At 61.9% G+C, this 13,370-nt stretch carries 12 protein-coding genes; 11 read left to right on the top strand and 1 reads right to left on the bottom strand.

The window, feature by feature from the left end; genetic code table 11:
• Nucleotides 1-375 precede the first annotated feature (375 nt).
• Nucleotides 376-576: a hypothetical protein gene (locus AC0L2Z_RS16525; protein ID WP_473628791.1), complete on the bottom strand. Its 201-nt coding sequence runs from the start codon at nucleotides 574-576 to the stop codon at nucleotides 376-378.
• 326 nt (nucleotides 577-902) lie between these two features.
• On the opposite strand from AC0L2Z_RS16525, the gene glmS reads away from it, so the two are divergent.
• The 11 genes from glmS (at nucleotide 903) to trbG (ending at nucleotide 13,360) form a co-directional block, all read left to right on the top strand.
• Nucleotides 903-2,726 (top strand): glutamine--fructose-6-phosphate transaminase (isomerizing), encoded by a 1,824-nt coding sequence (gene glmS / locus AC0L2Z_RS16530; RefSeq protein ID WP_473518570.1) that lies wholly within the window; start codon nucleotides 903-905, stop codon nucleotides 2,724-2,726.
• Between the two features lie 247 nt (nucleotides 2,727-2,973).
• Nucleotides 2,974-5,004: a conjugal transfer protein TraG gene (locus AC0L2Z_RS16535; protein WP_473479495.1), complete on the top strand. Its 2,031-nt coding sequence runs from the start codon at nucleotides 2,974-2,976 to the stop codon at nucleotides 5,002-5,004.
• Between the two features lie 120 nt (nucleotides 5,005-5,124).
• On the top strand, nucleotides 5,125-5,538 hold the full coding sequence (locus AC0L2Z_RS16540; RefSeq protein WP_065010491.1) for a CopG family transcriptional regulator: 414 nt from the start codon (nucleotides 5,125-5,127) through the stop codon (nucleotides 5,536-5,538).
• Complete coding sequence (gene trbB / locus AC0L2Z_RS16545; protein WP_473479497.1) at nucleotides 5,535-6,503, top strand: P-type conjugative transfer ATPase TrbB; 969 nt, start codon at nucleotides 5,535-5,537, stop codon at nucleotides 6,501-6,503. The genes AC0L2Z_RS16540 and trbB overlap by 4 nt, the downstream gene beginning before the upstream one ends.
• Nucleotides 6,504-6,514: 11 nt before the next feature.
• Complete coding sequence (locus tag AC0L2Z_RS16550; RefSeq protein WP_008871922.1) at nucleotides 6,515-6,823, top strand: TrbC/VirB2 family type IV secretion system protein; 309 nt, start codon at nucleotides 6,515-6,517, stop codon at nucleotides 6,821-6,823.
• Nucleotides 6,823-7,095, top strand: a complete 273-nt coding sequence (locus tag AC0L2Z_RS16555) for a VirB3 family type IV secretion system protein (protein ID WP_473479500.1) — start codon at nucleotides 6,823-6,825, stop codon at nucleotides 7,093-7,095. Before AC0L2Z_RS16550 ends, AC0L2Z_RS16555 begins: the two co-directional genes overlap by 1 nt.
• Complete coding sequence (gene trbE / locus AC0L2Z_RS16560; protein WP_473628792.1) at nucleotides 7,089-9,539, top strand: conjugal transfer protein TrbE; 2,451 nt, start codon at nucleotides 7,089-7,091, stop codon at nucleotides 9,537-9,539. Before AC0L2Z_RS16555 ends, trbE begins: the two co-directional genes overlap by 7 nt.
• Complete coding sequence (trbJ, locus tag AC0L2Z_RS16565) at nucleotides 9,536-10,261, top strand: P-type conjugative transfer protein TrbJ (protein ID WP_008871925.1); 726 nt, start codon at nucleotides 9,536-9,538, stop codon at nucleotides 10,259-10,261. Before trbE ends, trbJ begins: the two co-directional genes overlap by 4 nt.
• A gap of 29 nt (nucleotides 10,262-10,290) precedes the next feature.
• Complete coding sequence (gene trbL / locus AC0L2Z_RS16570) at nucleotides 10,291-11,613, top strand: P-type conjugative transfer protein TrbL (protein WP_473518572.1); 1,323 nt, start codon at nucleotides 10,291-10,293, stop codon at nucleotides 11,611-11,613.
• Nucleotides 11,614-12,345 carry a conjugal transfer protein TrbF gene (gene trbF / locus AC0L2Z_RS16575; protein WP_473518573.1) on the top strand — a complete coding sequence of 244 codons (732 nt, stop codon included), beginning with the start codon at nucleotides 11,614-11,616 and terminating at the stop codon, nucleotides 12,343-12,345. It abuts the gene before it with no gap.
• Nucleotides 12,335-13,360: a P-type conjugative transfer protein TrbG gene (gene trbG, locus AC0L2Z_RS16580; RefSeq protein ID WP_473518574.1), complete on the top strand. Its 1,026-nt coding sequence runs from the start codon at nucleotides 12,335-12,337 to the stop codon at nucleotides 13,358-13,360. Before trbF ends, trbG begins: the two co-directional genes overlap by 11 nt.
• Nucleotides 13,361-13,370: the final 10 nt, after the last annotated feature.

The raw sequence follows: 13,370 nt of genomic DNA on the forward strand, positions 1-13,370 counted from the left end.
GGGGCCGCTTGCTGGTTCAGGTGACTGCCGCGGCAGGCTCCTGCGCATGTGCTTGTCGCTGCCCTTGCGTCGTTTCCGGTGAAGCGCCGACCTCGTGTCGAGACGCAGTCAAGGTTGGCCGCCGCGCTACCGCGGGCGCCGGCTGCGACGCTTCCAGGCCACGCCTTGAGGGGCGTTGAGCCGCCGGCCGGGATGTCAGCGTGCCGATGGAAGTCAGGGTCGTTGCCACGCGCTGTTTGGCATTGTCCAGAACTGATGAGTTTGGCGCAAGTTCCAGACGGCCGACAGTGCGCGTGAGCAAACATGCAGGAGTTTGCCAAGGCGGCCAGCAAGGCAGTCGAACAGGCAAAGGGAAGGTCCGGGTGACTGCATCCCTCAGCGGAGATGACGAGTAGCCCGCCGCTTCGATCTGATGAGTTCAAGCAGCTCAGCCTCATCCGCGTCAGCCTCTTCTTCCAACGCGACCAAAATATCCAGGGCGAGGTTGTCGGCCTCCAACGATGAGCGGGCGATATGCTCGTCACTGCATATCTGGTCGAATACCCGTTGGCATAGACCGGCCCGTTTGAACGGCATTTTGAAAACCCCTAAGCATTGTAGCAGTCAATGGATCTAAGGGCCGTTAACTGGGCGAGTCAACAGCATGTAAAAAGCGGACATTGCGATGATCGTTACGCCTCAGCCGACTACGGAAACTCGTCCCAACTGGCGGTTGGTGGACGCAAGCCGGCACCGCGCGTACCGTTTCTCGCTGGTCAACACGTCCTCTTCTATCCATTGGCTGGATGGCAGCCATCCCAACAATCGATTTTACCTGTTTTACCGAATTCTACTAGGAGGCTCAGCGCCGGGCGGTGTCCTTCGGGTCGGCTGAGGCTACCGGGAAGAATTCGGAGACGATCATGTGCGGGATTGTTGGCATCGTTGGGCATCAGCCGGTGTCTGATCGGTTGGTCGACGCTTTGAAGCGTCTCGAATATCGAGGATATGACTCAGCCGGCGTTGCCACCATCACCGAGGGCTCGTTGCACTGCCGGCGCGCCAAGGGCAAGCTCATCAATCTCGAGACGAGGTTGAAGGAAGAGCCGCTGAGTGGCACCATCGGCATCGCACACACGCGCTGGGCAACGCATGGGGCACCGACTGAGCGCAACGCGCACCCGCACTTTACGGACGGTGTGGCCGTCGTTCACAACGGCATTATCGAGAATTTCGCCGAGTTGAAGGACGAACTGGTGGCGGCGGGCGCCGAGTTCCAGACCGACACCGACACCGAGGTCGTCGTGCATCTCTTGGCAAGACACCGCCGGGAGGGCATGGGGCGGGGTGAGGCAATGCACGCCATGCTGAAGCGCGTCAGGGGCGCCTACGCGCTTGCCATTCTCTTCGAGGATGATCCGTCGACCATCATGGCGGCGCGCAATGGACCACCGCTGGCGATCGGTCACGGCGACGGCGAGATGTTCCTGGGCTCCGACGCCATGGCGCTAGCTCCCTTCACAAATGCAATCACATATCTCGTCGACGGCGACTGGGCCGTTATCGGCAAGGCAGGCGCCGATATCTTCGATTTCGATGGCCATCCCGTCGAACGTCCGCGCCAGACTTCCACGGCCGGGGCATACCTGGCCAATAAGGGCAACCGTCGCCACTTCATGGAGAAGGAAATTTACGAGCAGCCCGAGGTCATCGCCCGTGCGCTCGGTCATTACATCAACTTCGAAGGGAATCGCGTCGATACGGTTTCGAGCATAGATTTCGCCAGCATCCCGAGCCTGGCGATCTCGGCTTGCGGCACCGCCTATCTGGCCGGACTGATCGCAAAATACTGGTTCGAGCGCTATGCGCGCCTGCCGGTCGAAATCGACGTTGCGTCCGAATTCCGCTACCGGGAGATCCCGTTGCCGCCGGAATCGGCGGCTCTTTTCATTTCGCAATCCGGCGAAACCGCCGATACGCTCGCGTCCCTGAGGTACTGCAAGGGGCGTGGGCTGAAAACCGGCGCTGTCGTCAATTCCCGCGAATCGACCATCGCTCGGGAGGCCGACGCGATCTTCCCGATCCTTGCCGGCCCGGAGATCGGCGTCGCCTCCACCAAGGCTTTCACGTGCCAGCTTGCGGTTCTGGCCACACTCGCCATCGGCGCTGCCAAGGACCGTGGAACGCTAACTGAATATGAGGTGAAGGCGCTCGTCCGGAGCCTTGCCGAAATGCCGGGCGTCATGGGCCGGGTACTGAACAGCATCCAGCCAGATATCGAGCTCCTGTCGCGCGAACTGTCAAAGTGTCATGGTGTCCTGTATATTGGCCGCGGCACCAGTTTCCCACTGGCGATGGAAGGTGCGCTGAAGCTCAAGGAGATTTCCTACATCCATGCTGAGGGCTATGCGGCTGGCGAATTGAAGCATGGTCCGATCGCATTGATAGACGAGAACATGCCAGTGATCGTCATCGCGCCACATGATCGCTTTTTCAACAAGACCGTCTCCAATATGGAGGAAGCGGCCGCCCGTGGAGGGCGGATTATCCTCATCACCGATGAAAATGGGGCCGCTGCGTCGAAACTCAACACGATGCATACGATCGTGCTGCCGGCCGTCGACGAGATTATCGCACCTATGATTTTCTCGCTGCCGATACAGCTTCTTGCCTATCATACGGCGGTCTCCATGGGCAAAGATGTCGATCAGCCGCGCAATCTCGCAAAATCGGTCACCGTCGAATGATTGTGACGCCCTCATAGCTGGCATGCGTCCATCGGAAATACACTTCAAAGCGTCACCGGCATTTGGATGTCGACGAGACGCAGATCAGGTCTGCGACCAAGTGGGCATATTTGCTCCACCGCAAGTTTTCAGTCTGAGCGATTCTGCCCATTCCCTCATCGCACCTGGTCGTGCGTAGTGCGCATTTCAGTTCACATCGCGCCGCGCGATGCTTGGCCCCGCATGTACAGAACTGCGGAGCAAGCCAATGACGCCTACGAAGTTGCTGATTGGGCAGATCGCCGTCGTGTTCGCAATCGTGATACTCGGCGTATGGGCGGCCACGCAGTGGTGCGCCCACATGCTCGGCCATCAACCGCCACTCGGCGCGCCATGGTTAGTCGCGGCTGGCTGGCAGATCTACAAGCCGTGGAAACTGTTCGAATGGTGGTTCCACTTCGACGCTTATGCGCCCGAGGTCTTCGATAAGGCCGGTGCGCTTGCCGGCGCCAGTGGGTTCGTGGGCTGTGCCGCCGCGATCGCCGGCTCGCTCTGGCGGGCGCGACAGCTCGGGTCGGTCACCACATATGGGTCGTCAAGGTGGGCCGCGACTCACGAGATCGACACGGCAGGGCTGTTTCGGCCGGCCGGCGTTTTCCTAGGCAAGCTGAAGGATCGCTATCTTCGCCATGACGGGCCCGAGCACGTCATGGCCTTTGCCCCAACACGATCAGGCAAGGGCATCGGACTGGTTGTTCCAACTCTTCTGTCCTGGACCGGCTCGGCCGTCATTCACGATATCAAAGGCGAGAACTGGCAGTTGACCTCCGGCTGGCGCTCGAAGTTCTCCTACTGTCTCCTGTTCAATCCGACCGATCCGAGGTCGGCGCGCTATAACCCGCTGCTGGAGGTACGAAAAGGTCCAGACGAGGTCCGCGACGTCCAGAACATCGCCGACATCCTGGTAGATCCGGAAGGCGCGCTGGACCGGCGGAACCACTGGGAGAAAACCAGTCACTCACTGTTGGTCGGTGCCATTTTGCACGTGCTTTACGCCGAAGAGGAAAAGACGCTCGCTCGCGTCGCCACCTTCCTGTCGGACCCGCAACGCTCGTTTGCCGCGACACTACGGCGGATGATGACGACCAACCATCTCGGCGCGGCGGATAAGCCCCAGGTCCATCCTGTCGTGGCCTCGGCAGCTCGCGAGGTGTTGAACAAGTCGGAGAACGAGCGTTCGGGCGTTCTTTCGACCGCCATGTCGTTTCTCGGCCTCTATCGCGATCCTACGGTGGCGGCAGCGACATCAGCCTGCGACTGGCGCATTGCCGATCTCCTGGATGCTGAGCGACCGATGTCACTCTATCTGGTCGTGCCGCCATCGGACATCTCGCGCACGAAGCCGCTGGTGCGACTTGTGCTCAATCAGATCGGCAGGCGTCTGACGGAGCGGCTGGAGGGGGATCCTAAGAAGAGCAGGAACCATCAACTGCTCATGATGCTGGACGAATTCCCGGCGCTCGGTCGCCTTGATTTCTTCGAAACCGCGCTCGCTTTCATGGCCGGCTATGGCATCCGTGCATATCTGATCGCGCAATCCTTGAACCAGATCTCCAAGGCGTATGGGGACAACAATGCCATTCTCGACAACTGCCATGTGCGGATTGCCTTTTCCTCCAATGACGAGCGCACGGCCAAACGCATTTCGGACGCGCTCGGCACGGCGACGGAGCTGAGGTCCATGCGCAACTATGCCGGCCATCGCTTGGCGCCCTGGCTGTCGCACGTGATGGTTAGCCGCCAGGAGACCGCCCGCCCACTATTGACACCGGGCGAGGTGATGCAGTTGCCGCAAGCCGATGAACTGGTGTTGGTTTCAGGGCTGCCGCCGATCCGGGCGAAAAAGCTGCGCTACTACCAGGATCGAAATTTCACCGAGCGCGTGCTTTCTGCGCCGGTATTGTGCGACGGCGCCTACGCGGATCGGCCAGTACCGCGTCCGGACTGTTGGATCGGGCAGGTGCGGGGCGTTGACCGCCGTCTTGCTGGCCGCGGCGAAAGCGCGGGCGAGGCAATTGAAGATGAAGGAGGTGTCCAGCAACAGCGACATCCGGGTCTGCCTGAAGAGCATACAGCCGTCACTCTGGAGCCCGACCGGGACGACCTGCTCAAGCCCGCGGACGATGATAGCGAGGCAGTTGCCGACAGGCGCGTGATGGACCGAATTTCCACTGCCGCACGCGCCTATGGCATCAACGAGGGGACGGGCGACAACAAGGACATTGTGCCCGGCTTCTGAAAGAAGCTGCCGAAGGCAGAGCGCAAATCAGCGTAGATAACGGCCATAAGCAATTTCGAGGAAGTCGCCGATGCTCGTTCCCGCCCGCGCAACAGCGCTGGGACAGTTGGAACGAGCCACATGAGCCCTCAGCGCATTCGTCATCAGTTTCTGCTCGAACCCGACCTGAGCAAGAAACTGGACGACCTCAACCGCGATCCATCGACGACCAAATCAGCGATCGTGGCGAAGGCAGTCGAGGCCTTTATCGAGCGGCGTGGCGAGAACGAGCTCGACCGGCGCTACGGCGTAAGGCTCGACCGTCTTTCTCGTGACCTCGGTCATCTCAGACGCGACGTCGAGATGATCCTAGAGAGCCTGGCGCTCTTCATTCGCTTTTCCATCACGCTTCATGCTCACACGCCAGTCCCGGACAGGGCGACGCAGGCGATTGCCCAGGAGCGCTTCGACAAATTCGTCGAGCAAGTGGGCCGCCAGATCGCCTCCGGCAAACGGTCGCTTGGGACGGATAATGGCGGGGGAGGGGAAGGATGAGTTCTCATCCGGAGGTCGACCATCGCCATCGTGCCATGTTGCGCACCGCCATGGGCCCGGCAATCGCTGAGGCCCTTGCCGATTCATCTGTTGTCGAGGTGATGGTCAATCCCGACGGTGCACTGCGGCTCGACCGGCTGGGAGAAGGTCGGGTCGGTACCGGCGTGCATATGCACCCATCCGAGGCGGAACGCATCGTTCGCCTGGTCGCTTCCCATGTGCGTGCCGAGGCGCATGCGGGTAGTCCGATCGTCAGCGCCGAACTGCCCTCGGGCGAGCGCTTCGAGGGGCTGTTGCCGCCAGTCGTTCTGGCGCCATGCTTCGCCATCCGTAAACCGGCCGCAAAACTCTACACGTTGGCCAACTATGTCGCCGACCAAATCATGCTGCCGCTGCAGGCCGATGCGCTGAGGAAGGCCGTGCGCGAGCGGCGCAACATATTGGTCGCAGGCGGCACGTCGTCGGGTAAAACCACGCTCGCCAATGCGCTGCTGGTCGAAGTCGCGGAATGCGACGAGCGGGTGATCTTGATCGAAGACACACGCGAGCTGCAGTGCGCTGCCAAGGACTGCGTTGCACTCAGGACAAGACGGGGCTCGGTGACGCTTGCCGATCTCGTACGCTCGACGCTGCGGCTCAGGCCCGACCGCATCGTCGTCGGCGAAGTCCGGGGTGCGGAAGCCCTCGATATGCTGAAGGCATGGAACACTGGCCACCCCGGCGGCATCGCAACGGTTCACGCCAATTCGGCGCGCTCCGCCCTCTACCGGATCGAGCAACTCGCGCAGGAAGCCGTCGTCACTGTACCACGCCGTCTGATCGCCGATGCCATCGATCTGATTGTCTTCATCGCCGGGCGCGGATCCTCGCGCCGCATTGACGCCATCGCCGAGGTCATCGGTCTCGACGGCAGCGGCGATTACGCCGTCACCCAACTGACGCTCCCGCAACTTCAGCAGTTTTGAAAGGCCAATTCATGTGCAAGAAGCTTCGCTTTCTTTCGTCCACCGCGCTCGTGCTTGTTCTCACGGTCTCAGCCCGCGCAGCAGGCTCCGGCATGCCTTGGGAACAGCCGCTGCAACAGATCCTGGAGTCTGTACAGGGACCGGTCGCCAAGATTATCGCCGTGATCATCATCATCACCACGGGCTTAACCCTTGCCTTCGGTGACACCGCAGGCGGTTTCCGCCGGCTGATCCAGATCGTCTTCGGGCTGTCGATCGCCTTCGCGGCATCGAGCTTCTTTCTCTCCTTCTTCTCCTTTGGCGGCGGAGCACTCGTCTGATGGCCGCTGGAGAGCAGCATATTGAGGGCTTCGCGGTTCCCGTTCACCGGGCATTGACCGAAGCCATCCTGCTGGGCGGTGCACCGCGAGCGGTGGCGATCCTCAACGGCACGGTGGCCGCAGCTATCGGCCTCGGTTTGCAGCAGTGGATCGCAGGGCTGGTGCTGTGGATTGCCGGCCACACGCTGGCGGTCTTTGCCACAAGACGCGATCCAGACTTCGCCAGCGTGCTCGTTCGTCACCTTCGTCTGAAGGGATGGTTGGGATGCTGAACCTGTCAGAATACCGCAGCAAAGCCGACAAACTTGCGGACCATCTGCCCTGGGCAGCGCTCGTCGCGCCCAGCATCGTGCTCAATAAGGACGGCAGCTTTCAGCGGACCTTACGGTTCCGCGGGCCCGATCTCGAAAGCGCGACGGAAGCAGAACTTGTCGGCATCTGCGCCCGGGCAAACAACGCGTTGAGAAGGCTCGGCTCCGGCTGGGCATTGTTCTTCGAAGCCGAGCGCATAGAGGCGCTCGACTATCCTAACTCAACCTTTCCCGACGCCGCGTCTTGGCTGGTCGATGAAGAACGACGCGCGGCCTTCGAGGGCAAGGTCGCGCATTACGAGAGCCGCTATCATCTGACTTTGCTGTTCATGCCGCCCCCGGACGCACGGGCGAGGGCTGAAAGCGCGCTCGTTGACGCACACCAATCTGGCGGCGGGAGAGACTGGCCCCAGGAGCTGGCGCGGTTTCGCGACGAGACCGACCGGGTCCTCGATCTTTTGTCCGGCTTCATGCCCGAGGTGCGCGTGCTCGACGATGCCGAGACCCTGACTTACCTGCACGGCACAATCTCGACCCGCCGCCATCCACTCGCTGTCCCGGAAACGCCGATGTATCTCGACGGCATCCTGGTCGACGCGCCGCTTACCGGCGGCTTGGAGCCTATGCTCGGCGAACACCATCTTCGCACCCTTACCGTCCTCGGATTCCCGAATCTCACCCGGCCCGGGATTCTCGACGCGTTGAATCATCAGGATTTCGCCTATCGCTGGGTGACGCGTTTCATCCCGCTCGACAAGACGGAAGCCACGAAGACGCTGACACGGTTGCGCCGCCAGTGGTTTGCCAAGCGCAAGTCGATCGCGGCCATCCTGCGCGAGGTCGTGACCAACGAACCTGTCCCGCTGGTCGACAGCGATGCCGACAACAAGGCGCTCGATGCCGACGCAGCCCTTCAGGCGTTGGGCGGCGACCATGTCGGCTTCGGTTATCTCACCACAACGGTGACAGTGTGGGATGAGGACCATCAAGCCGCCGCGGAGAAACTTCGCGCGGTCGAGCGCATCATCAATGGGCTCGGCTTCACCACCATCCGCGAAGGCGTCAATGCGGTCGAGGCGTGGCTCGGCTCGCTGCCTGGTCATATCTATGCCAATGTTCGCCAGCCGCTCGTTCACACATTGAACCTTGCGCATCTCATGCCGTTGTCGTCGGTCTGGGCAGGTCCTGCGGCGAACGAGCATCTCGCCAAGGTCACCCAGCGAGAGGCCTCGCCACTTCTGTTCGCAGAGACCAACGGGTCGACACCATTCCGGCTATCCACCCATGTCGACGATGTCGGCCACATGCTGATCGTTGGCCCGACCGGCGCCGGCAAATCGGTGCTGCTTGCCCTGATTGCGCTGCAGTTCCGGCGCTATGCCGGCGCGCAGGTCTATGTCTTCGACAAAGGCAATTCGGCGCGCGCGGCAGTCCTTGCCACGGGTGGAGAACACCACGCGCTGGGTGCTGACGGTGCGCTCGCCTTCCAGCCCCTGCGCAATATCGGCGACCAGGCTGCCCGCAGTTGGGCAGCCGAGTGGATTGCCGGCCTCATTGCGCATGAGAATGTCACCGTCACGCCGGAGGTGAAGGAGGCAATCTGGTCGGCACTCACCAACCTTGCCACCGCGCCGGCGCAGGAACGCACGCTGACCGGCCTTTCGGTCCTGCTTCAGTCCAACGGGCTGAAGTCCGTGTTGATGCCCTACACGCTCGACGGTCCTTTCGGCCGCCTGCTCGACGCCGATGATGATCGGCTGGCCTTATCGAATGTGCAGTGTTTCGAGACGGAAGAGCTGATGCAGAGCCAAGGCGCTGTGCTGCCTGTGCTCACTTACGTCTTCCATCGTCTTGAAGAGCGGTTCGATGGACGGCCGACGCTGCTGATGCTCGACGAGGCTTGGGTCTATCTCGACAATCCGCTCTTTGCCGCCCGTATCCGCGAATGGCTGAAGGTGCTCCGAAAGCGGAATGTCTCGGTGATCTTCGCTACGCAATCGCTGGCTGATATCGCGGGCTCTTCAATCGCGCCGGCGATCATCGAGAGCTGCCCCCAGCGCATTTTCCTTCCCAATGATCGTGCTGTGGAACCGCAAGCGCGGGCAGCCTACGAGCGCTTCGGCTTGAACGAGCGGCAGATCGAATTGATCGCCCGCGCCACGCCCAAGCGCCACTACTATCTTCAGTCACGTAGCGGAAACCGTCTCTTCGAGCTCGGGCTTGGCCCCATCACTCTTGCGCTTTGCGGCGCTTCCGATCCGGCGACGCAGACCCTGATCGACAAAATCCAGTCCGAAGACGGGCAAGACAGCTTTGCCTCCCGCTTTCTGAGCGCGCGCGGCCTCGATTGGGCTGCCGAGCTTCTCCAGCAATTCCCTCAACCAGACATGGAGCAATCCTCATGATTGGACGCCGTCTTTTCACCAGCCTGATCACCGTTTCCCTGATCGCCAAGCCAATGGCCGACTATGTGCAGCCGGCCTACGCCCTTATCGTGTTCGACCCATCCAATTATGCGCAGAACGTGCTGACGGCGGCGCGCGCGCTGGAGCAGATCAACAACCAGATCCAGTCGCTGCAGAACCAGGCAACCATGCTGCAGAACATGGCGCGCAATCTTCAGCGTCTGGATTTCTCTTCCGTGGGCCAACTCACCGGTTCGCTCCATCGCATTGACGGTTTGATGGACCAGGCGAGTGGCCTCAGTTTTGATCTGGGCAAGCTTCAAGACCAGTGGCGCAGCCAATATCCAGAAAGCTACGAGGCCACGATCAAGGTCAGCGATGTGGCAACCGCTGCGCGCGAGCGCTGGCAGAGCGCCATGCAGGCGTTCCGCCAGACCATGCGGGCCCAGTCGCAGATCGTCGAGAACGTCCGCGCCGACGGCGACCTGCTTGCCGATCTCGTCAACCGCAGCCAAGGGGCAGCCGGTGCGCTTCAGGCAAGCCAGGCCACCAACCAGCTGATCGCGCTTTCAACTAAGCAGCAGATGCAGATCCAAACGCTGCTCGCGACTCAGTTTCGAGCTGAGGCCGAGGATGCCGCGCGCAAGGCGCAGTCCGAGGAAGCCGCCCGCGAGACAACCAAGCGCTTCCTGGGTACCGGCTCGGCCTATCCCGGCAACTGATCACCAACTCTGACGAGGAAGGCGGCGGCATGAACGACCTTGGCGTCATCGATCGCTTCATGGAGACCTTCATCCGCTACATTGATAGCGGGTTCGGTCTGCTTTCGGGCGACGTCGCCTTCCTCACCACCATCCTGATCGGCATCGACATCACGCTGGCCGGGCTGGCCTGGGCGCTCGGCGACGAGCCCAACATTCTCGGCCGGCTTACCCGCAAGGTGCTCTATGTCGGCGTCTTCGCCTTCATCTTGAATAATTTTAAGAACCTCGCCGACATCATCTATCGCTCCTTTGCCGGGCTCGGCATCAACGCGTCCTCCGGCAATCTCTCCCCAGACAATCTCCTGCGCCCGGGCCGCATCGCCGCGACCGGTTTCGAAGGCGCTTGGCCGCTGCTTGATCAGGCAAGTCAGCTGCTCGGCTTTCCAGAAATCTTCGTCAACGCGCTGACCATCTTCGTGCTGCTCATGGCCTGGTTCTTGGTCATCATCGCCTTCTTCATCCTTTCCATTCAGCTGTTCATCACAATCCTTGAGTTCAAGCTAACCACGCTTGCCGGCTTTGTTCTGGTTCCCTTCGCACTCTGGAATCGATCGGCGTTTCTGGCCGAACGCGTGCTCGGCAATGTCATCTCTTCAGGCATCAAGGTGATGGTACTTGCCGTCATCGTCGGCATCGGCTCCACACTCTTCGGCGAGTTTGCTTCCGCGCTGCAAGGCAAGGAGCCGGACCTGGCCGCCGCGATGTCACAGGTGCTGGGCGCGCTGGCGTTGCTTGGGCTCGGCATCTTTGGGCCCGGCATCGCGTCGGGTCTAGTGTCCGGCGCGCCGCAGCTTGGCGCGGGCGCCGCACTTGGCACGACTGCGGCGGCTGCTGGTGCATCGCTCGTTGCCGGAGGCACGGCATTTGCTGGCGCGCGCATGGCAGCCGGCGGCAGTCTCGCCGCAATTCGGGCCGGCACAACGATGGGATCGGCTGCTTTAACGGCCTGGCAGATCGGGCGAGCAACCTCGCCCCACACCGGCCTGTCCGGTGTGGCTGCTGGATTGCAGGGCGTGACCAGTGCCGCCGGCGGCTCCGCGATGCGAGCAGCAAGAGCTGCCGCCGGAACGTTCGGGCGCAGCGCCGATGCCGGCCGGGAAGCGGCATGGACCGCGACCGGTGGTGCGCCCACCGCGTCCATGACTGGAAACCCAACCGCTGCAGATCCTAATGCCGCTCCGACGTGGGCAAGGCGCTTGCGTTCCGAACAGACCGCCCGTGCCCACCGCCACGCCGCCATGCAGGCTGTCCGTGAAGGCGACAGGCCGGGAGGCAGCGCCAATCCCTCTCTCAACGACAAGGATGACTAGATGCTGTTCAAGCGACCCGTTCAACGTTACGGCAAGACACCCGAACCGGTCACGCCGTATCAAAAGGCCGCCCAGCTATGGGACGAGCGCATCGGCTCATCTCGAGTACAGGCTAGGAACTGGCGGCTCATGGCCCTCGGCTGTCTGGCCTTGGCGACCGGGCTCTCTGGCGGACTCGTATGGCAGTCGATGCAGAGCCGTGTTGTGCCTTACGTCGTCGAGGTCGACCGCTTCGGCGAGGCACGCGCCGTCGCGCCGGCTATCCAAGACTACGAGCCCTCCGACGCCGAGATAGCCTGGCACCTCGGCCGCTTCATCCAGAATGTCCGTTCCGTCTCCACTGATCCGGTGCTGGTGCGGCAGAACTGGCTGGCGGCTTACGACCTTGCCACCGACCGTGCGGCACTCTTCCTCAATGAGTACGCCAAGGCAAACGATCCCTTCGGTCAGATCGGAACGCGCAGCGTGTCCGTCCAGGTGACCAGCGTGGTCAGGGCTTCCGACAGCTCGTTCCAGGTCAAATGGACTGAGCAGGTCTTTGATCGCGGCAGCCTTGCCAGCACCACGCGCTGGACCGCGATCCTCACCATCGTGATCCGCCCGCCAAGCAATACGGATCAGCTGCGCAACAATCCGCTCGGTGTATTCATCAACGCCATCGACTGGTCGCGCGAGCTCGACAGTGCCGCACCGACATCCGTTTCCCCGAAGGAGCCCGCCGATGACAAATAGAGCCCAATCGTTCCGTGCCGCGCTGATCCTATCCGCATCGGCAGCAGTTCTCTCGGCCTGCGCATCGAAGCCGGTGCCGCCTGAGATTTCGTATGATGCTGCCGACTTCAAAGCAGCGGCAATCGAGAAGGCGCCAGAGACACCGGTCAAGATAGTCGAGGTGCCAAAGCCGTTGCCGCTCCCCGGCCAGTTGCAGCCAGAACCGGGCAAAATCGCCGACGACAAGCGCTCTCCTGAAGAACGCGTCGCCGACGCCAACAAGGCGGCGACGCAGCAACCCACCCGGTACGGCTACGTCAATGCGGTGCAGGTCTATCCCTTCACCGATGGCGCGCTTTATCAGCTCTATGCCGCGCCGGAGCGCGTCACCGACATCGCCCTACAGCCGGGCGAGAAACTGACAGCCGTGTCAGCCGGGGACACGGTGCGCTGGGTCATCGGCGATACCGTCAGCGGCACCGGCGACGACCAGCGCACCCATGTGCTGGTAAAACCCTTCGCGCCGGGGCTTAGCACCAATCTGGTGATCACCACGGAACGACGCACCTACCATTTGCAGCTTCAAAGCACGGATAAGACCGCTATGGCGGCGATCTCCTGGACGTACAGCGAGGACCAGATCGTCGCGCTCCGCCAGCGTAACGCTCAGGCCGAGGCTACCATGCCGGTGGCGTCGAACGTGGCGCTCGAAAACATTCGCTTTCGCTACTCGATTAGGGGCGACACACCGCCCTGGAGACCGACGCGAGCCTTCGATGATGGCAGCAAGGTCTATATCGAGTTCCCGCGCCGCATAGATCAGGGAGAGGCCCCGCCACTCTTCATCGTCGGCTCTGACGGGGACAACCAGCTCGTCAACTACCGCATGCGCGGCAACTACTACATTGTCGATCGGCTCTTCGCCGCGGCCGAACTACGCCTCGGCACCAAGCAGCAGCAAGTGGTGCGCATCACAAGGACGGACGGCCGGCAACCGTCGCGTCGCGTATCTCTCTTTGCGCGCTCCAGCAGGTGAGGAGAGGGGC

Source organism: Mesorhizobium sp. WSM4850, assembly GCF_055811735.1.

Coding starts and splice junctions, on each gene's coding strand:
- AC0L2Z_RS16535 (WP_473479495.1), top strand. CDS start 2,974: ATGACGCCTACGAAGTTGCTGATTGGGCAGATCGCCGTCGTGTTCGCA.
- trbJ (WP_008871925.1), top strand. CDS start 9,536: ATGATTGGACGCCGTCTTTTCACCAGCCTGATCACCGTTTCCCTGATC.
- trbG (WP_473518574.1), top strand. CDS start 12,335: ATGACAAATAGAGCCCAATCGTTCCGTGCCGCGCTGATCCTATCCGCA.
- AC0L2Z_RS16540 (WP_065010491.1), top strand. CDS start 5,125: ATGAGCCCTCAGCGCATTCGTCATCAGTTTCTGCTCGAACCCGACCTG.
- AC0L2Z_RS16525 (WP_473628791.1), bottom strand. CDS start 576: ATGCCGTTCAAACGGGCCGGTCTATGCCAACGGGTATTCGACCAGATA.
- trbB (WP_473479497.1), top strand. CDS start 5,535: ATGAGTTCTCATCCGGAGGTCGACCATCGCCATCGTGCCATGTTGCGC.
- trbL (WP_473518572.1), top strand. CDS start 10,291: ATGAACGACCTTGGCGTCATCGATCGCTTCATGGAGACCTTCATCCGC.
- AC0L2Z_RS16555 (WP_473479500.1), top strand. CDS start 6,823: ATGGCCGCTGGAGAGCAGCATATTGAGGGCTTCGCGGTTCCCGTTCAC.
- trbF (WP_473518573.1), top strand. CDS start 11,614: ATGCTGTTCAAGCGACCCGTTCAACGTTACGGCAAGACACCCGAACCG.
- AC0L2Z_RS16550 (WP_008871922.1), top strand. CDS start 6,515: ATGTGCAAGAAGCTTCGCTTTCTTTCGTCCACCGCGCTCGTGCTTGTT.
- trbE (WP_473628792.1), top strand. CDS start 7,089: ATGCTGAACCTGTCAGAATACCGCAGCAAAGCCGACAAACTTGCGGAC.
- glmS (WP_473518570.1), top strand. CDS start 903: ATGTGCGGGATTGTTGGCATCGTTGGGCATCAGCCGGTGTCTGATCGG.